General features: G+C 36.2%; 31 protein-coding genes. 9 read left to right on the top strand and 22 right to left on the bottom strand.

From position 1 onward, the window contains the following. Position 1 precedes the first annotated feature (1 nt). From spoVAD to dacF, 9 genes are all read right to left on the bottom strand, one after another. A complete protein-coding gene (gene spoVAD / locus JFU18_RS22730; protein WP_002165116.1) occupies positions 2 to 1,018 on the bottom strand; it encodes a stage V sporulation protein AD in 1,017 nt (338 codons plus the stop codon). A 13-nt stretch (positions 1,019 to 1,031) separates the two neighbouring features. Continuing rightward, on the bottom strand, positions 1,032 to 1,490 hold the full coding sequence (gene spoVAC, locus JFU18_RS22725; protein ID WP_002128953.1) for a stage V sporulation protein AC: 459 nt from the start codon (positions 1,488 to 1,490) through the stop codon (positions 1,032 to 1,034). A gap of 12 nt (positions 1,491 to 1,502) precedes the next feature. Further along, a complete protein-coding gene (spoVAB, locus tag JFU18_RS22720) occupies positions 1,503 to 1,919 on the bottom strand; it encodes a stage V sporulation protein SpoVAB (RefSeq protein ID WP_016092269.1) in 417 nt (138 codons plus the stop codon). Beyond that, positions 1,912 to 2,532, bottom strand: a complete 621-nt coding sequence (locus tag JFU18_RS22715) for a stage V sporulation protein AA (RefSeq protein ID WP_002067040.1) — start codon at positions 2,530 to 2,532, stop codon at positions 1,912 to 1,914. Before JFU18_RS22715 ends, spoVAB begins: the two co-directional genes overlap by 8 nt. A 116-nt stretch (positions 2,533 to 2,648) precedes the next feature. Further along, on the bottom strand, positions 2,649 to 2,747 hold the full coding sequence (locus tag JFU18_RS22710; protein WP_000016829.1) for a methionine/alanine import family NSS transporter small subunit: 99 nt from the start codon (positions 2,745 to 2,747) through the stop codon (positions 2,649 to 2,651). Between the two features lie 157 nt (positions 2,748 to 2,904). Further along, the gene (sigF, locus tag JFU18_RS22705; protein WP_002014922.1) at positions 2,905 to 3,663 is read right to left on the bottom strand and encodes an RNA polymerase sporulation sigma factor SigF; all 759 of its coding nucleotides are present in this window, start codon (positions 3,661 to 3,663) and stop codon (positions 2,905 to 2,907) included. A gap of 12 nt (positions 3,664 to 3,675) precedes the next feature. After that, entirely contained in the window at positions 3,676 to 4,116 is a 441-nt protein-coding gene (gene spoIIAB, locus JFU18_RS22700) for an anti-sigma F factor (RefSeq protein WP_001243400.1), read from the bottom strand. Then, the gene (spoIIAA, locus tag JFU18_RS22695) at positions 4,117 to 4,467 is read right to left on the bottom strand and encodes an anti-sigma F factor antagonist (protein WP_002128957.1); all 351 of its coding nucleotides are present in this window, start codon (positions 4,465 to 4,467) and stop codon (positions 4,117 to 4,119) included. 165 nt (positions 4,468 to 4,632) lie between these two features. Continuing rightward, positions 4,633 to 5,823 (bottom strand): serine-type D-Ala-D-Ala carboxypeptidase DacF, encoded by a 1,191-nt coding sequence (gene dacF, locus JFU18_RS22690; RefSeq protein WP_002088461.1) that lies wholly within the window; start codon positions 5,821 to 5,823, stop codon positions 4,633 to 4,635. Between the two features lie 166 nt (positions 5,824 to 5,989). On the opposite strand from dacF, the gene JFU18_RS22685 reads away from it, so the two are divergent. The 4 genes from JFU18_RS22685 to JFU18_RS22670 are packed head-to-tail and all read left to right on the top strand — an operon-like array spanning position 5,990 to position 9,381. Beyond that, the gene (locus JFU18_RS22685) at positions 5,990 to 6,409 is read left to right on the top strand and encodes a GntR family transcriptional regulator (RefSeq protein WP_002033900.1); all 420 of its coding nucleotides are present in this window, start codon (positions 5,990 to 5,992) and stop codon (positions 6,407 to 6,409) included. Beyond that, positions 6,375 to 7,256, top strand: coding sequence for an ABC transporter ATP-binding protein (locus JFU18_RS22680; RefSeq protein ID WP_002190574.1), 882 nt, complete (start codon positions 6,375 to 6,377; stop codon positions 7,254 to 7,256). Before JFU18_RS22685 ends, JFU18_RS22680 begins: the two co-directional genes overlap by 35 nt. Continuing rightward, on the top strand, positions 7,246 to 8,304 hold the full coding sequence (locus JFU18_RS22675; RefSeq protein ID WP_201034285.1) for an ABC transporter permease subunit: 1,059 nt from the start codon (positions 7,246 to 7,248) through the stop codon (positions 8,302 to 8,304). Before JFU18_RS22680 ends, JFU18_RS22675 begins: the two co-directional genes overlap by 11 nt. 12 nt (positions 8,305 to 8,316) lie before the next feature. Next, entirely contained in the window at positions 8,317 to 9,381 is a 1,065-nt protein-coding gene (locus JFU18_RS22670; RefSeq protein WP_201034286.1) for an ABC transporter permease subunit, read from the top strand. A 24-nt stretch (positions 9,382 to 9,405) separates the two neighbouring features. On the opposite strand, the gene JFU18_RS22665 is transcribed toward JFU18_RS22670, so the two are convergent. Together JFU18_RS22665 and JFU18_RS22660 are read right to left on the bottom strand one after the other, a co-directional pair. Then, positions 9,406 to 9,951 (bottom strand): hypothetical protein, encoded by a 546-nt coding sequence (locus JFU18_RS22665; protein WP_201034287.1) that lies wholly within the window; start codon positions 9,949 to 9,951, stop codon positions 9,406 to 9,408. A 100-nt stretch (positions 9,952 to 10,051) separates the two neighbouring features. Next, on the bottom strand, positions 10,052 to 10,471 hold the full coding sequence (locus tag JFU18_RS22660) for a MarR family winged helix-turn-helix transcriptional regulator (protein WP_113937133.1): 420 nt from the start codon (positions 10,469 to 10,471) through the stop codon (positions 10,052 to 10,054). Positions 10,472 to 10,631: 160 nt separating this feature from the next. Here JFU18_RS22660 and JFU18_RS22655 point away from each other — a divergent pair, with 160 nt between their 5' ends. Next, positions 10,632 to 11,303, top strand: a complete 672-nt coding sequence (locus JFU18_RS22655) for an SIMPL domain-containing protein (protein WP_002138209.1) — start codon at positions 10,632 to 10,634, stop codon at positions 11,301 to 11,303. Between the two features lie 134 nt (positions 11,304 to 11,437). After that, complete coding sequence (locus tag JFU18_RS22650) at positions 11,438 to 12,727, top strand: NCS2 family permease (RefSeq protein WP_002143039.1); 1,290 nt, start codon at positions 11,438 to 11,440, stop codon at positions 12,725 to 12,727. A 33-nt stretch (positions 12,728 to 12,760) separates the two neighbouring features. Here JFU18_RS22650 and corA read toward each other — a convergent pair whose 3' ends face one another. The 9 genes from corA to spoIIM form a co-directional block, all read right to left on the bottom strand. Beyond that, positions 12,761 to 13,723, bottom strand: a complete 963-nt coding sequence (corA, locus tag JFU18_RS22645) for a magnesium/cobalt transporter CorA (RefSeq protein WP_002067031.1) — start codon at positions 13,721 to 13,723, stop codon at positions 12,761 to 12,763. A gap of 210 nt (positions 13,724 to 13,933) precedes the next feature. Continuing rightward, positions 13,934 to 15,238, bottom strand: a complete 1,305-nt coding sequence (locus tag JFU18_RS22640) for a pyrimidine-nucleoside phosphorylase (protein WP_002067030.1) — start codon at positions 15,236 to 15,238, stop codon at positions 13,934 to 13,936. Positions 15,239 to 15,245: 7 nt separating this feature from the next. Beyond that, entirely contained in the window at positions 15,246 to 16,067 is an 822-nt protein-coding gene (locus tag JFU18_RS22635) for a purine-nucleoside phosphorylase (RefSeq protein WP_001078443.1), read from the bottom strand. Between the two features lie 12 nt (positions 16,068 to 16,079). After that, complete coding sequence (gene deoB / locus JFU18_RS22630; protein ID WP_002014935.1) at positions 16,080 to 17,264, bottom strand: phosphopentomutase; 1,185 nt, start codon at positions 17,262 to 17,264, stop codon at positions 16,080 to 16,082. 364 nt (positions 17,265 to 17,628) lie between these two features. Next, positions 17,629 to 18,357: a FixH family protein gene (locus JFU18_RS22625; protein ID WP_201034288.1), complete on the bottom strand. Its 729-nt coding sequence runs from the start codon at positions 18,355 to 18,357 to the stop codon at positions 17,629 to 17,631. 143 nt (positions 18,358 to 18,500) lie between these two features. Beyond that, complete coding sequence (xerD, locus tag JFU18_RS22620) at positions 18,501 to 19,391, bottom strand: site-specific tyrosine recombinase XerD (RefSeq protein ID WP_002067028.1); 891 nt, start codon at positions 19,389 to 19,391, stop codon at positions 18,501 to 18,503. 6 nt (positions 19,392 to 19,397) lie between these two features. Continuing rightward, positions 19,398 to 19,628, bottom strand: coding sequence for a YqzK family protein (locus tag JFU18_RS22615; protein WP_002088473.1), 231 nt, complete (start codon positions 19,626 to 19,628; stop codon positions 19,398 to 19,400). Positions 19,629 to 19,731: 103 nt separating this feature from the next. Then, positions 19,732 to 20,187 carry a ferric iron uptake transcriptional regulator gene (gene fur / locus JFU18_RS22610; protein ID WP_000392654.1) on the bottom strand — a complete coding sequence of 152 codons (456 nt, stop codon included), beginning with the start codon at positions 20,185 to 20,187 and terminating at the stop codon, positions 19,732 to 19,734. A gap of 106 nt (positions 20,188 to 20,293) precedes the next feature. Further along, on the bottom strand, positions 20,294 to 20,941 hold the full coding sequence (spoIIM, locus tag JFU18_RS22605) for a stage II sporulation protein M (protein WP_002014939.1): 648 nt from the start codon (positions 20,939 to 20,941) through the stop codon (positions 20,294 to 20,296). 126 nt (positions 20,942 to 21,067) lie between these two features. On the opposite strand from spoIIM, the gene JFU18_RS22600 reads away from it, so the two are divergent. Further along, positions 21,068 to 21,619 (top strand): GNAT family N-acetyltransferase, encoded by a 552-nt coding sequence (locus tag JFU18_RS22600; RefSeq protein ID WP_002033881.1) that lies wholly within the window; start codon positions 21,068 to 21,070, stop codon positions 21,617 to 21,619. A 23-nt stretch (positions 21,620 to 21,642) separates the two neighbouring features. Here JFU18_RS22600 and JFU18_RS22595 read toward each other — a convergent pair whose 3' ends face one another. Then, positions 21,643 to 22,182: an NUDIX domain-containing protein gene (locus tag JFU18_RS22595; RefSeq protein ID WP_201034289.1), complete on the bottom strand. Its 540-nt coding sequence runs from the start codon at positions 22,180 to 22,182 to the stop codon at positions 21,643 to 21,645. Between the two features lie 74 nt (positions 22,183 to 22,256). On the opposite strand from JFU18_RS22595, the gene mciZ reads away from it, so the two are divergent. Both mciZ and JFU18_RS22585 read left to right on the top strand, forming a co-directional pair. Then, positions 22,257 to 22,385: a Z-ring formation inhibitor MciZ gene (mciZ, locus tag JFU18_RS22590; protein ID WP_000870295.1), complete on the top strand. Its 129-nt coding sequence runs from the start codon at positions 22,257 to 22,259 to the stop codon at positions 22,383 to 22,385. Between the two features lie 53 nt (positions 22,386 to 22,438). Beyond that, positions 22,439 to 23,353, top strand: a complete 915-nt coding sequence (locus tag JFU18_RS22585) for an aldo/keto reductase (protein WP_201034290.1) — start codon at positions 22,439 to 22,441, stop codon at positions 23,351 to 23,353. Positions 23,354 to 23,412: 59 nt separating this feature from the next. Here the strand turns inward: JFU18_RS22585 and JFU18_RS22580 are convergent, their stop codons facing one another. Then, positions 23,413 to 24,240: an aldo/keto reductase gene (locus tag JFU18_RS22580; RefSeq protein WP_098167395.1), complete on the bottom strand. Its 828-nt coding sequence runs from the start codon at positions 24,238 to 24,240 to the stop codon at positions 23,413 to 23,415. Positions 24,241 to 24,266: the final 26 nt, after the last annotated feature.

Below are 24,266 nucleotides of genomic sequence, written 5' to 3'. Positions count from 1 at the left end.
TTCACTCTCCTTTAACGCTTTCAAACACAACACCATGCGCAATCGTTGGAATCGTTTCCTTCTGTTGTATCATCATGGGGCTTAATAGAGCTCCAGTTGCAACGACAAAAATTCTTTGTAAATTCCCTTTTTGCATTTCACGCAATAAATGGCCGTATGTTACAACAGCTGAACAAGCACAACCACTGCCCCCTGCAAACACTTCTTCTTGATTTGAATTGTAAATCATTAATCCACAATCATTGTATACATTCCCCAAATCATACCCTTCCTCAAGTAAAAGTTGTTTCGCAATTGGTGTCCCAACAGCCGATAAATCACCAGTAACAATAAGATCATAATCAGCTGCACTTCTTCTCAAATCTTCAAAATGTTGTTGAATTGTATGAGCAGCAGCTGGTGCCATCGCTGATCCCATATCTAAAGGATTAGCAATTCCTAAATCTTGCACTTTACCAATTGTTGCTGCTGTTATTTTAATTGCACTCTCCTCATTGCTAATTAATATTGACCCTGCTCCGGTAACAGTTGAGTTTGCTGTCCCTGGCTTTTGTCCTCCGTATTCTGTTGGGGAACGAAATTGTCTTTCAGCCGTCGCATTATGACTACTTACTGTAGCTAAAATACGATTCGCAAATCCACCATCTATAAAAGCTGATCCAATCGCCAAAGTTTCCATTGACGTCGCACAAGCGCTGAACATCCCTAAAAAAGGAATACCATACTCACGAGCAACATAATTTGCTGTCACTGTTTGGTTTAATAAATCTCCCGCTAAAAAGAAATCAATTTGCGATTTTTTTATATTCCCTTTTTGCATCGCTTGTTGAATTGAGTCTGACATTAATCTTCGTTCAGCAAGTTCCCAGTTTTCCTCTCCGCAATGTAAGTCAGAATATGAAATATCAAAATCCTTTCCAAGAGGGCCTTCAGCTTCTTTCGGACCGACAGCAGTACCAGTTGCATTCACGAAGATATCATTTTGAAATACCCACGTTTGTTTTCCTGTCAATCTCATACCCACCCCTCCTTTAAGACATTAAAATTTGAAATGTATATCTTATTAACCCGATAATGTATGCACCGACGACTCCAAATACAATGACACTTCCTGCAAGCTTAAACATGTTAGTAGCGATTCCTAGAACAATCCCTTCACTCCTATGCTCTAGTGCGGCACTCGCCATAGAATTCGCAAATCCAGTAACTGGAACTGCTGATCCCGCTCCAGAAAACTGCCCGATTTTATCATATACACCACACCCTGTTAAAATCGCTGATAGTAAAACAAGAGTTGCAACTGTAGGGTTTCCTGCCTCTTTCTCACTAAAGTGAAAGTAATGTATATAAAATTTCATCAACACTTCTCCCACCGTACAAATGAGTCCACCAACAAGAAATGCCTTCACACAATTTATGAAATAGTTCGGTTTTGGATGGTACTCCTTCACTTTATTTATGTAATCGTCCTTCAATTTTCGCCCTGCCATATATATTGCCTCCTACTTTACGAAATAAATCCAGTGAAACAACGAGCCTATTACTTTCCCAAGTACAAGAGCCACGAGTAAAACAATAATTTTCTCCTCTACCCTTACTCGTTTCGCTAAAATAGGTAAAACGTTTAACACTTCCGTTAACGCCGCAGCGAGCATTCCAATGAATGTGCCACAAAATATCCCTAATATAACAAGCCAATATTGTGACGTTTGAAATGTAATATTTTTCAAACTACACCAAGCCCCTGTTAAAGTACCTGCAATGACCGCCCACTCAAAGTATTGAATATGCTTTCCACTTCTCGTTAATTGAGCTAAACGAGGGATTATACCAAGTACAGCTAAAAACGCGACATATCCGCTACCTACTGCAATCCCTCCAGCTAAGCCAATTAATACAACAAATGCACACTCAATCATCAGCAATCTGTTTCATATTATCCTTGTTTTCATGAACAATTACATATTGATCAAGCGACTGCTGATATTGAAACATCTCAACTTCTAACGGGCTCGGCTCTTCATTAATTCTCTTTTGAAATACATGATTAAAAAATAAGACCATACCTAATCCAAGACCTAATGAATAAGGAATTTGAAATAAAAGTGGTTGCGCCTTAAATTCTCCAGTAATCATGTAATATAACCGTTGGTGTACTTGTTGCATACTTACATCCTCATGGAAATAAATTATTGCAAGGGCCGCTCCAATGAAAAGTAACAACCATACAAGTCCGAAGAAAACCGGATGCACTTTCTTTTTTTCGTATATAATTTCAACAAGAGTTTGTCCAGAACCAAGTAAATTAATTTGTATGTGAGCCGCTTTTTGTTGAATAATCTCAATCACTTTCATAACATCAATTACAACATGTGTTTTATCATGCGCTGTTATTTTGTAGACTATTTCATTTTGTAACAACTCAACTACAAAAGAATCTCCGGCAAGTTGAGCAACATCGCTCAGCTTTACTTCATACGTAGGAGACACTTTTAAGCGATTGCGCATTTTAATATAAATCGTTTGTTCCAATTTTCATTCACCCCTTCACTCTTCCTCGTAGTTGTAGTATGGTTATTGGAATTTTTTCTAATACAATTTTTTCATAAAAAAAACATCTGTACCATTTCGGTACAGATGTTTTTAGCTTATGCCTTTTTCTTAAATAAATTTGCAATACTTAATGCAAGTCCTCCCCAAATGACTACCATACCTATAACCATCATCATAATCGCTGATCCACTCATCATGAAACACCTCGGTCCTTCCATTCTTTTTCAAGCTGGACAGAGTCTGAATGTATTTGTGCATTCCATTTCTTCAGACTAATGACTAGTGCAACTAGAAGGAATGCTGCCGCTATCGACCAACCATACGTTACAACAAAAAAAATCGAATAGATAGCTATTCATCTATTCGATCTTTCATCTGTTTTAATATTTTCTTTTCAAGTCTTGAAACTTGTACTTGCGAAATGCCTATGCGCTCCGCTACTTCTGATTGGGTTTGGTCTTTATAATAGCGCAAATACACAATTAGCCTTTCTCGTTCATCCAATTCTCTAATTGCTTCTTTTAAAGCAATTTTATCAAACCATTTCGTTTCCGATTGATCTGCAATTTGATCTAAAATAGTAATTGGATCTCCATCGTTTTCATACACAGTTTCATGTATCGACGAAGGAGCACGACTCGCTTCTTGCGCCAGAACAACTTCTTCCGGCGTTAGTTCAAGAGCCTGTGCTACCTCATTAATCGTTGGAGCCCTTCCAAATTCTTTCGAAAGCTCGTCTCTCATCTTTCGGACTTTGTTTCCTGTTTCTTTTAAAGATCTACTTACTTTCACTGATCCATCGTCACGTAAAAATCGTTGTATTTCACCGATAATCATTGGAACTGCATATGTTGAAAATTTCACGTCGAAAGATAAATCAAATTTATCTACCGATTTTAAGAGCCCAATACATCCAATTTGAAATAAATCGTCTGGTTCGTATCCTCGATTAAGAAATCGCTGTACAACCGACCATACGAGACGCATATTACTTTGAACGATTGTATCTCTCGCTTGTTGATCTCCATCTTGACTTTTTTGAATTAACGCTTTTAGCTCGTGGTCCTTTAACTGAGGTTTCTTCTTCTCATTTCTGACCTCTATGTCCATTGGCTATTCTCCTTAATTGCATAGAGCGTTACTATTTGATAAGTATTTTGTCAAATGGATTGTTGTCCCGAAAGATTCGTTTGAAATAACTTCTACTTCATCCATAAAATTTTCCATGATAGTAAATCCCATTCCGGAACGCTCTAATTCAGGTTTAGTTGTAAAAAGGGGTTGTCTTGCTTCATCTAAGTTAAAGATACCAATCCCTTCATCTCGAATCGTGAGTTTCACCATCGCTTCTTCCAAAATCACTGAAATATAAACAACACCTTCTGCATTTCCTTCATACCCATGAATAATTGCATTTGTAACCGCTTCTGACACAACTGTTTTAATCTCTGTTAGTTCTTCCATCGTCGGGTCTAATTGCGCAATAAAAGCAGCTACCGTAACACGAGCGAATGATTCATTCTGACTTAACGCTGAAAATTGAAGGTTCATTTCATTTCTCATCTACGCCACCCCCAACGTCGCGAGCGCATGCGCTTCACTTTCTTCTAAACGAACAATTTTGAATAGACCTGACATTTCAAATAAACGTTTAACGGGCGGTGAAATTGCACAGACAACCATCTCTCCACCTAATCCCTTTACATGTTTATATCGGCCTAATATAACGCCTAAACCAGAACTATCCATAAATGTTAAGTTCTCTAGGCTCAAAATAATATGATGAACACCATGTGTCTCAATCATATCTGTGACTTTCGTTCGCAACTCTTCAGCAGTATGATGATCTAACTCGCCCTCTAGCCTCACACATAAGACGTCACGTTTTACTTCTAAATGCATGGAAAGACTCACACGATTTCCTCCTTATGCTCAAACTTTACTCATTAACATAAGATTTTCGTGATATAAAATCAGAATCCTTCCTACTGACAAAAGAAGAACTATTTCGTCATAAAGTGAAACCTTTCAGCAATTATTTCAGTAAATACGAACAGAAAAACATCAAAATTTCCGCCGCTATTTTGATGTTGAAAACATCCCAAAACTTCTTTTAAATAACTCCCACCAGCTCGCTGCCTCAACATCTTCTTTCGCTACAATTGTTTGTTTTAATAAAACATCTTTATCTCTTTTAATAACAAGTGTGCCAAGTGCATCACCTTTTTTAATCGGTGCCTTCACTTTCTTTTCAGCAATCACTTCTTGTTTAACTTTGTCCATATTTTCGCCCTTCTTCATAAGAAGAGACACATTGTCTGACGCAACTAAATCTACTTTTTCTTCCTTACCTTTTCCTACTTGTACAGTCTTAATTTTCTCACCACGTGTATATAATTTCTTTGTCATGTATTGTCCAAATGCATAATCAAGAAGCTTCGTTACTTGATTGTTCCGCTCTTTTGATGTAGGTGCTCCCATTACAACTGAAATAACACGCATACCATTTTTCTCAGCCGATGCCGTTAAACAATATTTCGCTTCTGTCGTAAAGCCTGTTTTCACTCCATCTACTCCAGGATAAAAACGTACTAGCTTATTCGTATTAACAAGCCAAAACTTCTTATCCGTATTTTCACGTAAATAGTCTTCATATTTACCTGTGTATTTTCGAATAAGTGGATACTTCATCAACTCTTTCGCCATAATAGCCATATCATTCGCTGTAGAATAATGATCTTTCGCTGGAAGACCTGTCGGATTTTGAAAATGTGTATTTTTCAATCCTAGATCTTTCGCTTTTTTGTTCATCATATTTACGAAACCTTCTTCTGAACCAGCGATATGCTCAGCTACTGCAACCGATGCATCATTTCCAGATGCAATTGCAATGCCCTTTAACATTTCATTTACAGTCATCTCTTCCCCAGGTTCTAGAAAAATTTGTGATCCGCCCATTGAAGCTGCGTGTTCACTCGCTCTAACTTTATCGTTTAGTTTTAGTTTTCCTTTTTCAACTTGTTCCATAATTAATAGCATTGTCATAATCTTTGTCATACTAGCAGGTGGTAACTTTTCATTCGGATTTTTATCAAACAAAACTTTACCTGTATCTTGCTCAATTACGATCGCTGACGACGCTTGTTCCGCTAACTTCGGCGTGGTTTCTTCTGTTTTTTCCTGCTTCGTTTTCTCAGATTGTGCGAAACTAACTGAAGTACCAGAAAGCAATAACATGAAACAAACAAGTATTCCAAAAACTCGCTTCATGACTAACCCTCCATTCTATATCAAACTTATTTTTTCCAATTTATACATTTTTAATACCATATTTTTCTATTATTTTCAGTTGACAAATAAATTCATTGCCTATATTGTATTAAATGTATTACACGTAGTAGTACACTTAATACTCATCAGGAAGGAGACATTGCTCTTGCATATTCAACTTGATCCAAGAAGCAACACTCCGATATGGGAACAAATTGTTCAAAATATAAAAGAGCTCGTACTCAAAAATATGTTAGCTCCAAGTGATAAACTTCCTTCTGTACGCGAGCTTGCTTCTTTGCTCGTTATAAATCCAAATACAGTAAGTAAAGCTTATCAAGAATTAGAGCGACAAGGGATTATTGAAACATTACGAGGAAAAGGAACATTTGTAGCCCAATCGATTACCCCAACATTAGACGAAAGGAAAATCGCTATGGTTGAAAAGCAATTTCATCAATTATTACTAGAAGCCTCTTATCTTGGGATTACGAAAGATAAAATTCACGATTGGATAGATTCATACTATAAAGAGATTGGAGGAAATACAGATGTTGAAAGTGACAAACTTGAAGAAAACAATTGATAACCAAACGATTTTAGACGATGTTTCTTTCACATTACAAAAAGGTAGTATCGTCGGATTGCTCGGAAGAAACGGTGCGGGGAAAACAACTTTATTACGAACGATGGTCGGCATTTTAGACCCCGATGAAGGAACTGTTACATATGAGAATACAGATGTTCATATGCATCCTGAAATTAAACAAAAAGTTGTATACGTTCCAGACTCTACTAACATACTGAACGGATATACAGTGAAGGAAATCGTAAAGTTTTATAAAGCGGTTTATACAGCATTTGATGAACAATATTTTTATGAAATATTAGAACGTTTTAATTTACCAAACAAACGTATTCGTAGTTACTCAAAAGGAATGAAAGCACTGCTTGCGATCATTTTAGCTTTCGCTGCAAAAGCAGAATATGTCATTTTAGATGAACCGACAAACGGACTTGATCCTATCGTTAAAAGACAGATTCTACAATTTCTCGTTGAAGAAGTAGCAGAAAAAGAAATTACAATTTTCATCTCCACTCACCATTTAGATGAAGTTGAAAAAATTGCCGATACAATCATTATTTTAAAAGGACATACAGTAGATTCTATTACATCACTAGATGATGCAAAATCACGATTTGCCAAAATACAAGTTGCTTATGAACGTTCATTACCTCAAAAACTAGAAAACTTAAGCAATATTAAAATATTAAACCAAACAGGAAAAGTATATACAATCTTAATTGAGGAAAATGTGGCTACAACACTGGAGAAGTTTTATAAAGAGCAACCAATACTCATTGAAGAATTATCAATGTCACTTGAAGATGTCTTCGTTACGACACTTGAGGGGGATGGGTATGTTTCATAAGGCGTTGTGGATGTGGAATTGGAAGCGTGGGAAATATGCTGTGTTGCTATTCTTCTTTAGTTCGCTTTATCTTTTATCTTTTGGATACTATAAAGCAGCCGAGCTACAACTTGCTAATTATTATAGGTTGCAAGAAAAGGGAACATTCTATTACTATTATGAATTTTGGTCGAAGACAGGTAATAGTTTTTGGCTAACTTTTCTTATTATTTGCTTAGCTTGTCTATTTATAGGATGGGAGCGTAATAACCAGTCTAATGCCCTACTAACAATGCCATTTACAAGAAAAGATATTTTCTTTTCTAAATGGGCTTTTGGTTCATTTTGGATTATAGTGTGTCTCCTTGTAAACTGGGGGCTTATGTACGTTATTTATAGAACAACAATCCATTTTGATTATCAATCATTTAGTCCTTTTCATCGATACTTTCTTTATGCCATTGTTTCTTATGTTGCAGTTTATACAACTGCATTATGTATCGGTACTTTTACTGGAAGCCTTGTTTCCCAGGTTGTATTTTGTATTCCGTGGCTTCTAATGGGGCTTACATTCATATCATTAGCGTACAACCTTACAATACAACATTTAGATGCTATAGCGCCTAAAAATAATGACTTATATCAACAACTTTATGAAATCAATCAAAAAATAAATATAGTTGCACCAATATATCGGTTTTCTATTACTTACGACTATGATCCAGTATCACGAAAGAAAGAAAAAGACCCAACTACTTTAAGAGATCCAGCATCTTATCAATATTATTCGGCTAAGTCGATGTTAGTCCCTATTTTTTATACAATAGTTAACCTATTACTTGGCGCATATTTATATTCACGATCACCAAATGAAAACAGTCAAAAGATATTTATTTTCCAAAAGCATTTAAAAATATGGATATGGGGGACAACCATTTATTTTTCACTATTAGGTGGCTATAAAATGAATCAATTTCATTTCTTACCTAGCTACTATATCAGTTTGTTTCTGACTGGAATCATTACTTATGTTGTATTATCACGACTAACAAATTATAAAGTTTTTTAAAGGAGAGATCCTATGTTTCAAAAAGCATTATGGCTAAGAACTTATCAACAAAGTAAATATATTGTATGGCTATTGTGGCTCAGCAGTTTCTATACTTTATCATATATGTACTATATGGCTTCTATTGAACAACAACAATATTTAAAGATGAACAAAGCGTGGAACTATATATATCATTACCACTTTAACTTAACACTTTTAAATCCTGTCTTGTTGTTAGGTAGCATACTTATCGTTCTAGCCTGTACTTTAATTGGATGGGAAAGGCAAAATAACTCTAGCGACTTGTTGTGGTCTATGCCCTTTAAACGTTCACACCTCTATATAACAAAATGGTTGTTTGGAATCTGCAACATTGCAGCAATTGTCGTTTTAAACTGGGGATTATTTGCCATTATGAAAAAAACAACTTTTCATAATAAATATCAAATCTTTTCCCCATTCCATACGTACTTTCTATACATGTTAATTGTGCTAATTGCTATTTATACACTTGCATTATGTATAGGAACGATTGCTGGAAATATCGTATCCCAAGGAATAATTACTGCTATCATAATCGTTTTTCCATTCTTACTTCCATCTCTTATGGTAGGGGTAATTAGTGTTCATTCTAACGCAGATGGGGAAAAGATTTATACTAAAATAAACAATATAACGGAAAATTTACGTATTTCTAGCCCAGCAGAAGAATTTAATATTGTATTTGATTACAATCCACAAAATGCTTACACCGATCCTAAAGGAGTTCGTCATGATGAACCAAATTTTTCATACATTCCTTCAGCCAAAACATTGATTGGACCTATTGCACATATTATTCTTTTATTACCACTTGGTATATATTTATATGTTCGTTCTGTCAATGAGCGAAATGGTAACTTCATATTATATCCGAGACTACAAAAAGCAGTTATCCTATGTGCTATTTTACTTATTGGAATCGTTGGCGGTTTAACATTAAGTAGTACTCACTCATTGCCCAGCTTTTACATCGGATTTTTAGTAGCTAGCTTAATTACCTATTTCCTTCTACCTAAAATATTAAAATGGAAAGTATCTTGGAATTTCAAATAAAATAGCCTCCTCGCTAAGAGGAGGTTATTTCACATTCTCTCTCCTATCCCCATACACCATCTCTTCTTTCATCCCAAATCCATCACCATTTTTCACAATTTGCTCTGTCGGCGCGACTACACTTTCAGCAATTTTCCATTCGCCGCGCTCTTTCACAAATACTTGCAGAAAATAGTTCATACCATTTAATTGATACGCATTTTCTTTTTTCACATTATAGTGCACCGCAATGTAGTGCACTTGAATATTTTCTTTCCCTGCTTTTGATACGTATTGCGATAATCTTGGAATGTACATTGATGCTTTCTTAAATGGTAATTGCTTCGCTTTAACGAGCGATGAACTTGTTACATTACGCAAAGTGTCCTGATTACGAACATTATCGCTATGATGAAATAATACTACGTTTTGCATAGAACGAACCCATAATTTCGAATACAAGACGGTATTATCATTCTCAATGTACTTCACTTCTTTTTGCACCACTTGGATAGGGGTATCAGCGTACATGAATGTATGAAAGCAGAAAAAACTTCCAAGTAAAATGGTAAGTGCAGCAATATATTTCATAATCTTTCCTCCGATCTGTTTAATTAAAGTATCGGAGTTTCAAAATATTTTTATTCAAAAGAAAAAGGATAGGAAAGCTCTCGCTTCCTATCCTCATTTATTATAATACGCGGCCAAATAGTTCTAAAACCATTTCTATCTCTTGGTCGCTCCAACCTTTAAATTTCTCTTTATAATATTCTTTACGCACAGCTTCAAGCTTTTCAGTTACTTCTCGTCCGTTTTCAGTAATTTCTAAGTATACGATACGACGGTCCGAATTTGAACGTTTTCTTTCAACAAACCCTTTTCGCACGAGACGATCTGTTACAGCTGTAATATGACTGGAGGTTACGTTTACTTCACTCGCAATTTGCGAAGCCATCTGTGGACTGTTTAAAAATAACGCACGTAATACAGAGAATTCATTATATGGCATATGCTCTGAAAAACGTGTATTAATATCATTTTGTAATAAACGTATCATCTTTCGAAATGATGCAGATAAATCTAAAATCAGTGTTTCTCTATTTTCGTTCACTAGCCTCGTCCCTTTTTTATCATATTTACACATATTATAATCTATAAATACCTATATTGTATATGCTTTCTTCCCTCAACATTCTCATTTATGTAACTTTTTTCATAAGATTTTCTTTTTTGTTCACACATATACATATAAAAAAGGATGGTGAGCATAAATGCAAAGTGGAATGAATCCGTATTTACATAATATCCGTACGACGAATACTGGTAAAGAAGCTACTATTACTGTACAAGGAGAAGGCATTATAAAGGCAAAACCAAATGTTGTCATATTAACACTGGGCATTCGAACAGATAGTAAAAATGTAAAACAGGCGCAAGAAGAAAATGCAGTGCAATCGAAACAATTGCTTGATGCACTCAAACAGCTAGGTATTGCCGATAAAGATATAGAAACCATTTCTTATACAATTACTCCTCAATACGAATATGTAAATGATAAAGCATTACTACAAGGCTACCGTGTGGAGCATTTGTATGAAATTACCGTTTTAAATGTACAAAAAGCAGGGGAAGTATATGATATAGCCGTTACAAATGGTGCAAACGTAGCAAAAGGATTACGTTTTCGAATATCTCATCCAAATAAATATTATGAGCAAGCTCTCATTCAAGCTCTGCAACAAGCAGTAGACAAAGCTCGTACAATTGCGAGTACCTACAATTTAAATATTAATCCTGTTCCCCTCTCACTCGTTGAAGAATCTGCCCAATTACCACGGGAGATCGCATCATATGCTACTTTGCATGCGCAAGCAGCTCCGCCCATTCAATCAGGAGAACTAGAAATCATTTCATCTATCCGGGCAATTTTTACGTATTTATAAATAAACTCATTTATAAGTAACCGTTATCATTTTCGTTGTTGTAAAAACATGATGTTCTGATATAATAAAGGACGGTGAGCTCTTACATAAGAGATATCACGGGTGGGAGAGGGATATGAAAAAGAAGGTTTAACATGAAAGGAATACTTGAAAGAACATTTAAATTAGACTTACACCAAACATCACCAAAACAAGAAGTTTTAGCTGGAGTCACGTCATTTTTCACAATTGTTTATATTATGATTGTAAATGCGTCAATCTTATCAGATGCCGGCATTCCTCTTGAGGCAGGAATTTTGGCAACTGTTTTTAGTTCATTTGTCGGATGTCTACTCATGGCATTTTGGGCAAATGCACCTGCTATTCTTGTCCCTGGTATGGGTGTAAATGCATTCTTCACGTACACTGCTGTGCATACGCTCGGTTTAACTTGGCAAGAAGCATTGGCAGCTGTTTTTATCGCCGGTATTATTTTTACAATTGCTGCTTTTACACCGATTGCTCGCGTGCTTTCGGTATCGATTCCAAAGTCATTAAAGGAAGCGATCACTGTCGGTATCGGGTTGTTTTTAGCTTTCATCGGCTTGCAAAAAGGTGGTTTAGTCGTTTCGCATCCTAATACTGCTGTTGCAATGGGAAAATTAAGTAGTCCTGTCGTTCTTGCCACACTACTTACTCTTATTGTCGCACTTGTACTATTTGCGCGTAACGTACGTGGAAGCTTTTTATGGACGATTGCAATTGGAACTGGTATTGCATGGCTGTTTGGTCTTGTTGATACGAGTCAAATGGGAAATAGTTCGTTTTCATTCGCTAATTATGGCGATGTGTTTGGAGCTATGTCATTTGGGAAACTTTCTTCCTTGCCATTTTGGATTGCAACATTCTCCTTAAGCATGGTGCTTATTTTTGAGAACATGGGACTTTTACATGGTTTATTAGAAGATGATCGTAAATTCCCACGTGCTTACCAAGCAAATGCAATTTCAGCAATGACATGTGGTCTATTTGGCACAAGCCCTACCGTTTCAACAGTAGAGAGTGCCGCAGGTATTACTGCAGGCGGAAAGACAGGTCTGACGTCTATCGTTACAGGGTTGTTATTCTTCGCATCACTGTTTGCGCTTCCGTTTGTCAAAATAATTCCTGACAGTGCCATTGCACCAATCTTAATTATTATTGGCGGGCTGATGATTACAAGCATTCAACAAATTCCTCTGAACGACTTTTCAGAAGGATTTCCAGCGTTTTTAATTATCGTTATGATCCCGCTCACATATAGTATCGCTGATGGCATTGCGTTCGGATTTATTGCTTATCCTATCTTGAAAGTTGCACTTGGAAAGCGTAAAGAAGTCGCACCGTCCATGTATATTATTACATGCTTATTCTTAGCCATGTTCGTATTACACGCTATTGGCTAAGAAAAAAACACCGAGGAAATCCTCGGTGTTTTTTTACTTAAACCAACCTTTTTTATAAAACCAAGCCATCATTCCGCCGCCAATTAATGCCATTAAAATTAAGCAAATAAAATAACTATACTTCCCGCCAAGCTCTGGCATATGTGCGAAGTTCATGCCGTATACCCCTGCAATAAATGTTAACGGCATGAAAATAGTCGAGAAAACAGTTAATGTTTTCATAATATTGTTCATATGGTGGGAATTCAACGAAAAGTAACTATCTCGAATATCTGCTGTTAATTCACGGCTCGCTTCAATCATCTCTGTCAGTTTAAGCAAATGATCATGTATATCTTTAAAATAAATTTCATGATCGCTTATACCGTAAAAACGTGTTGAATTTAATATACGATACAATAAATCACGCATCGGAATAATCGTACGCCTTAGCTTAGATAAATCTGCACGAATATCAAATACTTCTTCTAGCACACTTCCTGCTGTCTCACCCGTTAAATTATCATCAATTGCATTTAAATGGTCTTCGATGTAATAAACAGGTGCGAAATAATCATCTACAATTTGGTCAATAATTGTATGTGCTACATGCAAAGGACTCTTCTTAATACGTTTCTTTTCACCGAGCGTTTTCCATACTCTTTCAATCGCATTGTTATGAGAGAAATGGAAAGAGACTATATATCGATCACTAATAAATAAATCGATTTCATGCGGTTCTAATCCGTCTTCTCCGAATGCATGAAGAACTAAAAAGTTATATCCATCATAAAAATCTACCTTTGGTCTCTGTACATACTCTACACAATCTTCAATTGCAAGGGGATGGAACTTGAAGTGATCTTGTAAAATATATGTATACTCCTCTTTCGTTGGCTTATATAAATCAAGCCAATACCATATGATGTTCTCTTTTTTCGTTTCTTCTAGCGAAACATCATATAAAACTTCATTTTTTTTCGTTATTGCACAAATTCTAATCATAATTTCACCCATTACTATTATAAACAAAAAATAGTAAAAAAAGCCAAGGAGAAATCTCCTCAGCTTTTTTTTATCCCGCTATTTGCGGGCAGTAAGACCCCTACCTCAAAATTCAGCGAAAGCAAAGAAGTTAGGTCTGGGTCGGGCTGCCCGTAAATGCCCGATTGGTGAAGGCTAATAATCAGTGGGGATAAAGCCCCCACTGATTAAAGTTTCACTTTATTACTTCGTTACAATACCGTGTACTAAAGTTGGTGCATCTACGTGATCTTTAGCGATTTTCATGTTCTCATAAATTTTCGCTTTTACGTCTTCAACATTTTCGCGGTTTGCGTAAATTGTAACAAGAGAGTCACCTTTTTTCACGCTATCGCCTACTTTTTTGCGAAGCATTAGACCAACTGCTAAATCAATTTCAGACTCTTTCGTTGCACGCCCTGCTCCTAAAAGCATTGCTGCTGTTCCGATTTCATCTGCAACGATTTCCGATACGTAACCGTCTTCTTTCGCTTCTACTTCAATTTTAAATTGTGCTTGTGGCAATTTAGAAGGATCATCAACAACAGATGCATCGCCGCCTTGTGCTGATAAGAACGTTTTAAATGATTCTAGCGCTTTACCATTGTTCATTACTTCAATTAACTTTTCACGTGCATCTTCTAAAGATGAAGCTTGTCCAGCAAGGTACACCATCTGACTTCCAAGTGTTAAACATAACTCTTCTAAATCTTTCGGTCCCTTACCTTGTAATGTATCAATTGCTTCTTGTACTTCTAATGCATTACCAATTGCTTCACCAAGCGGCTGACTCATATCAGAAATAACCGCCATCGTATTACGACCAACGTTATTACCGATGCGTACCATTGCTTCTGCTAAACGCTTTGCATCTTCATCCGTTTTCATAAACGCGCCTGCTCCAGTTTTTACATCAAGAACAATTGCATCTGCACCAGCAGCAATTTTCTTACTCATAATTGAGCTAGCGATAAGAGGAATTGAATTTACTGTTGCAGTTACATCACGAAGCGCATATAACTTTTTATCAGCAGGTGTTAAGTTTCCACTTTGACCAATAACAGCGATTTTATTTTCATTTACAAGACGCATGAATTCATCATTTTCAATTTCCACATGGAATCCTGGTACTGCTTCTAATTTATCAATTGTACCACCCGTATGTCCTAGACCTCGTCCAGACATTTTCGCAACTGGTACACCTAAAGCAGCTACTAATGGACCTAATACAAGTGTCGTTGTATCACCAACTCCACCCGTTGAATGCTTATCTACTTTTACCCCTTCAATGGCTGATAAGTCAATTGTATCACCGCTATTTACCATTGCCATCGTTAAATCTGCACGTTCTTGATCATTCATATCTTGGAAGAAAATTGCCATTGCAAGTGAACTCATTTGATAATCTGGAATACTACCATTTGTATATCCTTCAACGATAAAGTTAATTTCTTCTGTCGTTAATGCATGTCCATCACGTTTTTTTGCAATTAGGTCCACCATTCTCATTGTGAAGTCACCCCTTCATTTGTTTTACAATTGCTTTTACTAATGCTAAGAAATTAGCTTTAACACGTTCTGTCGTTTCAATTACTTCATCGTGGTGAAGTGGTTGATCTAAAATACCAGCTGCCATATTTGAAATACAAGAAATACCTAGTACTTTCATACCTGCATGACGAGCTACAATTACTTCCGGTACTGTTGACATACCAACTGCATCTCCGCCAAGTGTACGAAGCATACGAATTTCAGCAGGTGTTTCATATACAGGACCTGTCATTCCAACATATACACCTTCTTGTACTTTAATATTTAAATCTGCTGCAACTTGTTTCGCCATTTCGCGAAGTTCTGGCGTATATGATGTAGACATATCAGGGAAACGTACACCCATTTCAGAATCATTTGGTCCGATTAATGGGTTCGTACCCATGAAGTTAATATGGTCTGAAATTAACATAAGATCGCCTGGTTCAAATGATGTATTTACACCACCAGCTGCGTTCGTTACAACAACTGTTTCTACACCTAGTTCTTTCATAACACGAACTGGGAATGTTACTTTTTGCATATCGTATCCTTCGTAGAAATGGAAACGTCCTTGCATTGCTACTACTGTTACACCTTGAAGTGTACCGAATACAAGTTGACCTGCATGTCCTTCTACAGTTGAAACTGGGAATTCAGGGATTTCACTGTATGGTACTGTTACTGCGTTCTCGATTTCATCTGCTAATACACCTAGTCCAGATCCAAGGATTAGTCCTACTTGTGGTGTCTCTTGAAATTTCTCTTTTAAGTATGAAGCTGATTTTGTAATTAGTTCACGATTCATCTGTTTATCCCCCTATTTCTTTAGCTCGTTTAAGAAGCTTGTTCCATGTTCTGGCATTTTAACATTAAAGTTTTCTGCTACAGTTGCACCAATATCAGCAAATGTTTGACGAAGTGATAACTCTTGTCCGCCTTCTTTCATGCTTGGGCTATATGCTAATAACGGTACATATTCACGTGTATGATCAGTACCAGGATGTACTGGATCATTACCATGGTCTGCTGTAATTAATAATAGATCATCTTCTTTTAGTTTTTCGAATACTTCTGGAAGACGTGCGTCATATTCTTGCAATGCTTCTCCGTACCCTTGTGGGTCACGACGATGACCAAATAAGGCATCAAAGTCAACTAAGTTTAAGAAGCTAATACCTGTAAAGTCCATATTTAATGTATCTACAAGCTTGTCCATTCCATCCATATTTGATTTCGTACGAAGTGATTCAGTTACACCTTCTCCATCATAAATGTCAGCAATTTTACCAATAGCAATTACATCATAATCGCTATCTTTAAGTTCATTCATTACTGTGCGACCAAATGGTTTTAACGCATAGTCATGACGATTTGGTGTACGTGTGAAGTTTCCTGGCTCTCCAACGAACGGACGAGCAATAACACGCCCTACCATGTACTTCTCATCTAATGTTAATTCACGTGCGATTTTACAAATTTTATATAGCTCTTCAAGTGGTACTACTTCTTCATGAGCTGCGATCTGTAATACACTATCAGCAGAAGTGTAAACAATTAAAGAACCTGTTTCCATTTGTTCTTGACCAAGCTCAACAAGTACTTCAGTTCCAGAAGCTGGTTTATTACCGATAATTTTACGACCTGTCTTTTCTTCTAATTCATCAAGTAATTCTTTCGGGAATCCTTCAGGAAACACTTGGAATGGTGTATCAATGTAAAGGCCCATGATTTCCCAGTGACCTGTCATTGTATCTTTACCTGTAGATTTCTCTTGCATTTTTGTATAATATCCAAGCGGTTTCTCTACTTTAGAGATTCCTTTCATTTCACGAATATTACCAAGGCCTAATTTCACCATGTTTGGCATGTGTAATCCATTCATATGTTCAGCGATATGACCAATTGTATCAGAACCTAAATCACCAAACTGCTCAGCATCTGGTGCTTCACCGATTCCCACAGAGTCCATTACGACTAGGAAAATACGTTTATATTTATTCATAACTGCAACCTCCTATATGTTCAGTTCTACTTCTTGTAGTATGTTCAAAACGCTATAAAGTGAAACTGTTATCAATGGGAATTATCTCTCGTCCTCATTATTAAACAGTACTGCTTTAAATCATTCTCTAACTTTTTCGTTTTACTTTCAAACGAATAAAAAACATTTCTAGGTTTTTCCAAGTCAGATGTCAGACATCTGATATTGATATCATAACATGTTTACGCTTTCTTTTTAATACATTTTCGTAGAATTCCTCATTTTCTTTACCCTTCTATTGTAATCCATTCTGCAAAGAAGTGCTAATCATTTTATAACATATTTCCTAATATAAAAATAAAAAGCAGCTCTAAAGAGCTACTTTTTATTTTACTTCTACTGTTTCTTCTTTATGTTCATGTAGTTCACCTTTTCTTACATGAACTTTCACTTTATAAGCACCATTCTCTTTGAAAGTATGTTTACTCTCATACTCCCCTTTATTCCCTTCTTTCGCCGGAATAAATTCGTGTTTTTCAACGCCGTCTTTCCAAATCTCAAGTTGTACTTCAGCACCAGATAACGCTTCTTCTTTTTGTTTTAAATGAACTTTCATTGTTGATTCAGCATTTGCTTTAATATCACCAGCCATAAGATGTATCATCGTATCACTTTTATGATCCCCATGGCCTTCTTCTTTTTTCGCATCTTCTACTTTTGCATTTCCTACAGCGACTTTTGTTTCTGGCATAACATGCATTTCACGTGCATTTGTATGAGGAATAATATGATATACTCCATCAGTTTCAAATGTTTTCTCTACTGCATAAACACCTTTTCCTTTATGCTTACCATCTAACATCTCGTGTTTCTCGTCGCCATCTTTCCAAATCTCAAACTTTACATCATCAGCATCCGTTACTCTTTCTTTTCCTTGTGTAACAAGTGCTTGTATTTCTGTTTTTTCACCAGGTTTAATTTCTTTCGGATTCGTTTGAACCGCTACTTTTATAGCTTCCAGTTTCTGTTCTTTTTTCGGTTCTTCTTTGTTTGTATTACAGCCAGCCAATGCTAGCATCGCGATAAATAAAGTCATAATAAGTTTTTTCATCATCATTTCCTCCTTCATACTTTATTTAGTATAGAGGAAATACATTGTAATATTCTAGTCTTCTGCTGAAAACAATGTACGAAATGTTTGTGAAGTTTCTGTGAAATGGTTCACTCTTCTTAATCTATGAAAAAAGAGCATAGTGACTATGCTCTCGGGTGAAACTGTTTATATACATCTTTTAATCTAGTTTTTGAAACATGCGTATAAATTTGTGTCGTCGAAATATCTGCATGTCCAAGCATTTCTTGCACAGCACGTAAGTCTGCCCCATTTTCTAATAGATGCGTAGCAAAAGAGTGACGCAACGTATGCGGTGTAAGCTCTTTTGCAATATTCGCTTCTTTCGCTAGCCGTTTTAAAATTTTCCAAAATCCCTGTCTCGATAATCGATTACCATGATGGTTTAAAAAGAGCGCATCTACTGCTTTTTTACCCATCAATTCTCTTCTTCCTTTTTCAATATACTTTTGAATCGCTTCTGTCGCTAAGCTTCCTAGTGGAATAATTCTTTCTTTGTTCCCTTTCCCGATACAGCGAACAAATCCCATCGTTAAGTGCACATCTTCTAAATTTAATGCAATTAATTCTGAAACACGAAGTCCTGTTGCATACAACAACTCTAACATTGCCTTATCACGAATCCCAAAAGCACTTGCCGTTTTCGGTGTTTGAAGCAATGCTTCCACTTCGTCGATTGATAATACTTTTGGTAATTTCCGTTCCCCTTGTGGCGTTTCAATATGTACCGATGGGTCATGCTCCACTGCTCGTTCACGAAGTAAAAATTGATGAAACGAACGAATCGATGCAATATGACGCGCCAATGTTTTTGAAGATTTCCCGTTTTCTTTTAAATGCTGCAAAAAGTTAACAATATGCAAGCGTGTCACTTCATGAAACGTCTTCGTTTGTTCTACATTTTGCAAATACTTCACATAGCTTTTTAAATCGCGTTCATAAGATACAACTGTATTTTTCGCTAAACCTTTTTCAACAATCATATAATGAATAAAATCTTTTAATTGATCTTCCAATCTACACTACTCCCCATTTTCATAGAAAAACATCATTCTATTTACGAAAGCATCCTTTTCCGGCTCCTCATTCCCTGATACTTTTTCTACAGTCTCTTCTTTTGGCTTTTCATAACGATGGTAACTTTCATATTCTTCATTTATCCATAGTATAGCGAAATAAAACAAAATCGTACAACTTGTAAATAATAAAAATACTTTCATCCCATCAAAAGTTAATTTTAAAGCTCGGCGCATTGTAAATTCCTCCAAAATATAAGTTATTACAACATATGCCAAGCTTTCACCAATTTATACCTTATTCAAATAAAAAACCTCTTCCTAGTTAAATAGGAAAAGGTTATTTTTCATCCGTTTCATTTTCTTGACAATTTTTACAAATCCCATGGAATGTTAAACGATGATCTTTCACCTTAAAGCTCCAGTCTCGTTCCACTTTATTCTCCACTTCACCAAGTAAATCTTCTTGTATTTCTTGTACAGCACCGCATTGTGTACAGATTAAATGATGATGGAAACGCTGTGCACCTTCTTGGCGTAAGTCATAACGCGAAACACCGTCTCCAAAGTTAATTTTATCGACAACTTTCAACTCAGACAATAACTCTAAAGTTCGATAAACGGTTGCTAATCCGATCTCTGGCGACTTTTCTTTTACAAGGAGGTATACATCTTCTGCGCTTAAATGATCTTCTTCATTTTCTAGCAGCACACGAACTGTTGCTTCACGTTGTGGTGTCAATTTATAGCTCGCTGCATGTAATTGCTTCTTAATTCGTTCAATTCTTTCTTCCATTCGGTACTACTCCCTCCTCGCCACTCTTACACCATTATATCAGAAGAAGGGCTCCTGTCAAAAGAAAAACAATGAAAACAAATTGATAATTATTCTCAAAAAATATTTATTGTTTGTTAATAGCCTCCACAACTTCTTTCATTAAAACTGGTGATGCATACACTTCGACACTGGAAGCAATAGCTAATACCGCTCCAATCACGAGAAAAAAGCATGTATAGCGAATTAATAACGGTAATAGTGGCTCAGTTATTTTCCGAATAAATTGATGCCTAATCATGCGTAAGGAAAAGCTTGCAGCAATTGTTGTCATTACGAGAAATACAGGAATTATAATTAAATTTTGTGGCAATACAGATACAAATGCTAATAATAGTCCATTCCATCCGTGCTGACTTACTAAAAAACCTACTGTAAATCCAACAACTACCCCTTTTAAAAATAGTAAGATAAAAATGAGCGGCAACCCAATAATTGAAATCCCCAAAATCCAAATAAAGCCGATATATTTTAATTGCGAAAAGTAACTTTCTCGAAACATTTCGCCTGCGACAGCAAATTCTCCTTTAGAAACTTGTCCAAAAAAACGCTGTAAATAAAATGATAAATCTTGCTTTTGGTTTATTTGTAAACTATTCACAAGAATCGCTCCAAATATTACTCCCATCAGTAATAAAACCGCATTAAATATATATAGTGAAGAATTTTCCTGTATGTGAGACATTACACGGTCTTGCCACGTTTTTCGCCACATTTTCCTTCCCTCCGTTCACACTCTTACTAAAAATGTATGAAAGAAAGAAAAAAAGTATGACGAATTAGCATTGAAATTCCGCTCTACTTTGCTAAACTAAAAAGTAGAGAATAGGAGGGATTTCTCTTGAAACCATTATTATTAGATTTTCCAACATTATTTCAAACTGAGCGCTTGCAAGTACGTAAGCCGTTTCCAGGTGATGGAACAGAGGTATATGAAGCAATCCAAGCTTCGCTAGAAGACTTATTACCATGGATGCCAATTACAGCTGAAACAGAAGAACGTGCTGAAGAAATTGTTCGCGAAGCTCACGGACAGTTTTTACTTCGTGAAACACTTGATTTCCACTTATACGATAAAGTATCTGGTACATTCATCGGAGCTATTACGCTCAAGCCTGAAAACTGGGATATTCCAAAGTTTTCACTTCACTTTTGGCTACATAGCGCTTATACAAAGCATGGCTATATGACAGAAGCCATTAAAGGTGCGATTCAATTTGCATTTGATAAACTAGGTGCTAGAAGAATTGAAATTCGTACTGATGCAACAAATATAAACGCATGTAACTTAGCAGAACGTCTAGAATTTATTTTAGAAGGTACAATGGAAAATGATTTCCTAGCACCCGATGGCAGCTTACGCGATGCACGTGTATATGCAAAAATCAACTAAAAACACTCGCCTTAGGCGAGTGTTTATTTTTGTAATTGTAAATATTGTACTGCAAACATCGTCTTAGCATCATGTATGCGAAGGTCTTTCATAAGATCAATCGCTTCTTCTAATGACACTTCCATTAATTCCACAAATTCATCTTCATCTAAAGTTGCTTTATTTTCTTTTTGTTTTAATCCTGTCGCTTTATATACATATAAAATCTCATCTGCAAAACCAGGTGATGTATAGAAAGATGTAATAAGCTCCATATTTTCACATACATATCCTGTTTCTTCTTCTAATTCACGAACTGCTGTTACCTCTGCCTTTTCCCCAGGTTCTAACTTCCCAGCAGGAATTTCCACAATTGCCTTTTCGAGAGCTTTACGATACTGCTCAACGAGTACAATTTTCCCCTCATCAGTAATAGCAATAATAGCAACTGCCCCAGGGTGATTTACGATTTCACGTTTACTCATTTCTCCATTTGGTAATACTACATCATCAACACGAACTTTTATAACTCTACCATCAAAAATTGGTTCAGTTTTTACTGTTCTTTCTGCAAGATTACTCATACTACTTCATCTCCCTGTTCTATTTCCTAATCGTTCTTCATACATTTTACCACATTGAAAGGAGCGTGATAGAAATGAAAGTTTACATTTTACCAAATCGCGTCACTTTAGTCGGCAAAGCATGGCAAATTCGTCATAAGCTAAAACAATATGGCAAAGAGTATACAACTGTACAAGAGTGGATTACAGCAAATAAAAAGTAAACGTTTGTCAACCTCCTTCCCCTTTCGTACAATAAAGGTAAGGAGGTTGACCTATGAAAAAACGTCAATTAGGAAACTCAGATTTATATGTTACGGAAATTGGATTTGGCTGTATGTCTCTCGGTGCATCTGAGGCTGAAGCTATGCGTATTATCGATGAGGCAATCGATTTAGGAATTAATTTTTTTGATACAGCGGACTTATACGATTATGGATTAAATGAAGAATTTGTTGGAAAAGCTCTGAAAGGAAAACGCGACCAAATTGTTCTTACAACAAAGGTTGGAAATCGATGGACAGAAGAAAAAAACGGTTGGTCTTGGGATCCTTCTAAAGCTTATATAAAGACCGAAGTAAAAGAGAGTTTACGTAGACTTCAAACAGATTATATTGATTTATATCAACTGCATGGCGGGACGATTGAAGATCCTATAGATGAAACAGTTGAAGCCTTTGAAGAATTAAAAAAAGAAGGGATTATTCGTCATTATGGTATCTCTTCTATACGCCCAAATGTCATTCGTGAGTATGCAAAACGATCAAATATCGTTAGCATATTAATGGAATACAGCCTTTTAAATCGTCGCCCTGAAGAATGGTTCCCGTTTCTTAATGAACAGCAAATTAGCGTTATTGCTCGCGGACCACTTGCAAAAGGGATTTTAACTAACAATAATGCAAGAAAGATAGAAAGAGTAAAAGAAAAAGATTACCTCTCTTATTCTTACGATGAGTTATATTCGACACTCGCGAGTGTAAAAGAAATAATCCAAGAAAGCTCTTTAACAGGAACAGCTATTCAATATTGCTTACATAACGAAACTGTTGCAGCTGTTATACCTGGTGCAAGCTCTATTCAACAATTGCAAGAAAATATACAAGCTAGCCAACAGTTATCTTTAACAAAAGAAGAATATGTACAACTTCAAAAGATTGTTAAGTATGATTCATATGCTTTGCATCGCTAAAATATTGATACCGATAAAAGCAAAAGACTGCCCCCCCAACACTAGGCGGCAGTCTTTTTTTATAACGTATCATATTTATCAGGATTCGTTCCTACATGTAAATTACGATTTAACGTATTAATTTGATCCATCTCTTCTTCAGTTAATGAGAAATCAAAAATAGTAAAGTTCTCTTTAATACGAGATGGCGTAACAGATTTAGGAATAGTCACAATCCCACTTTGAATATCCCACCTTAATATAACTTGTGCAGGTGACTTTTCATATTTTTTAGAAATAGCCTGAATAATTGGATGCTGGAATACTTCGCCGCCTCTCATTAAAGGACTCCATGCTTCCATTTGAATTTGCTCACCTTGACAGAAATCACGCAATTCAAATTGCGCTAGCATTGGATGAAGTTCAACTTGGTTTACCATCGGCTTCACTTTGCAATTTGGTAATAACAGTTCTAAATGATGTTTATGAAAATTAGAAACACCAATGGCACGCACTTTACCTTCTTCATATAGCTTTTCTAGAGCACGGTACGTATCAACATACTTCCCTCTTATCGGCCAATGGATTAAATATAAATCTACATAGTCCATTTGTAATTTCTTTAAACTTTTTTCAAACGCCTCGAGCGTCTCCTCGTACCCTTGATCATCGTTCCAAACTTTTGTTGTAATAAACAAGTCTTCTCGCGAAATTCCAGATTCACGAACCGCTTCTCCGACACCGCTTTCATTTTCATATACAGTTGCTGTATCAATCGAACGGTATCCAACTTCTAACGCTGTTTTTACTGCTTGTTTAACTTCGTCGCCTTCTTTAGCTTTATAAACGCCTAGACCAATCATCGGCATTTTCACGCCATTATGAAGTGTAGTTGTTGGAATATGCATACTCGTTCTCCCTTTCAATGTTACAT

The sequence above is a fragment of the Bacillus sp. TH22 genome, from assembly GCF_016651015.1.
Lineage (GTDB): Bacteria > Bacillota > Bacilli > Bacillales > Bacillaceae_G > Bacillus_A > Bacillus_A mycoides.
The sequence above is the reverse complement of the archived record's forward strand: the minus strand, read 5'-3'. Positions and strand labels throughout refer to the sequence as shown.

Coding starts and splice junctions, on each gene's coding strand:
- JFU18_RS22670 (WP_201034286.1), top strand. CDS start 8,317: ATGTTTCAAAAAGCATTATGGCTAAGAACTTATCAACAAAGTAAATAT.
- spoIIM (WP_002014939.1), bottom strand. CDS start 20,941: ATGTGGCGAAAAACGTGGCAAGACCGTGTAATGTCTCACATACAGGAA.
- fur (WP_000392654.1), bottom strand. CDS start 20,187: ATGGAAGAAAGAATTGAACGAATTAAGAAGCAATTACATGCAGCGAGC.
- JFU18_RS22585 (WP_201034290.1), top strand. CDS start 22,439: ATGAAAAAACGTCAATTAGGAAACTCAGATTTATATGTTACGGAAATT.
- JFU18_RS22615 (WP_002088473.1), bottom strand. CDS start 19,628: ATGCGCCGAGCTTTAAAATTAACTTTTGATGGGATGAAAGTATTTTTA.
- mciZ (WP_000870295.1), top strand. CDS start 22,257: ATGAAAGTTTACATTTTACCAAATCGCGTCACTTTAGTCGGCAAAGCA.
- JFU18_RS22655 (WP_002138209.1), top strand. CDS start 10,632: ATGCAAAGTGGAATGAATCCGTATTTACATAATATCCGTACGACGAAT.
- JFU18_RS22675 (WP_201034285.1), top strand. CDS start 7,246: ATGTTTCATAAGGCGTTGTGGATGTGGAATTGGAAGCGTGGGAAATAT.
- JFU18_RS22665 (WP_201034287.1), bottom strand. CDS start 9,951: ATGAAATATATTGCTGCACTTACCATTTTACTTGGAAGTTTTTTCTGC.
- JFU18_RS22650 (WP_002143039.1), top strand. CDS start 11,438: ATGAAAGGAATACTTGAAAGAACATTTAAATTAGACTTACACCAAACA.
- spoVAD (WP_002165116.1), bottom strand. CDS start 1,018: ATGAGATTGACAGGAAAACAAACGTGGGTATTTCAAAATGATATCTTC.
- JFU18_RS22710 (WP_000016829.1), bottom strand. CDS start 2,747: ATGAGTGGATCAGCGATTATGATGATGGTTATAGGTATGGTAGTCATT.
- dacF (WP_002088461.1), bottom strand. CDS start 5,823: ATGAAGCGAGTTTTTGGAATACTTGTTTGTTTCATGTTATTGCTTTCT.
- JFU18_RS22680 (WP_002190574.1), top strand. CDS start 6,375: ATGTTGAAAGTGACAAACTTGAAGAAAACAATTGATAACCAAACGATT.
- spoVAB (WP_016092269.1), bottom strand. CDS start 1,919: ATGATTGAGTGTGCATTTGTTGTATTAATTGGCTTAGCTGGAGGGATT.
- deoB (WP_002014935.1), bottom strand. CDS start 17,264: ATGAATAAATATAAACGTATTTTCCTAGTCGTAATGGACTCTGTGGGA.
- spoVAC (WP_002128953.1), bottom strand. CDS start 1,490: ATGGCAGGGCGAAAATTGAAGGACGATTACATAAATAAAGTGAAGGAG.
- JFU18_RS22635 (WP_001078443.1), bottom strand. CDS start 16,067: ATGAATCGTGAACTAATTACAAAATCAGCTTCATACTTAAAAGAGAAA.
- JFU18_RS22595 (WP_201034289.1), bottom strand. CDS start 22,182: ATGAGTAATCTTGCAGAAAGAACAGTAAAAACTGAACCAATTTTTGAT.
- JFU18_RS22625 (WP_201034288.1), bottom strand. CDS start 18,357: ATGATGAAAAAACTTATTATGACTTTATTTATCGCGATGCTAGCATTG.
- spoIIAB (WP_001243400.1), bottom strand. CDS start 4,116: ATGAGAAATGAAATGAACCTTCAATTTTCAGCGTTAAGTCAGAATGAA.
- JFU18_RS22580 (WP_098167395.1), bottom strand. CDS start 24,240: ATGCATATTCCAACAACTACACTTCATAATGGCGTGAAAATGCCGATG.
- corA (WP_002067031.1), bottom strand. CDS start 13,723: ATGGGTGAAATTATGATTAGAATTTGTGCAATAACGAAAAAAAATGAA.
- JFU18_RS22640 (WP_002067030.1), bottom strand. CDS start 15,238: ATGAGAATGGTGGACCTAATTGCAAAAAAACGTGATGGACATGCATTA.
- sigF (WP_002014922.1), bottom strand. CDS start 3,663: ATGGACATAGAGGTCAGAAATGAGAAGAAGAAACCTCAGTTAAAGGAC.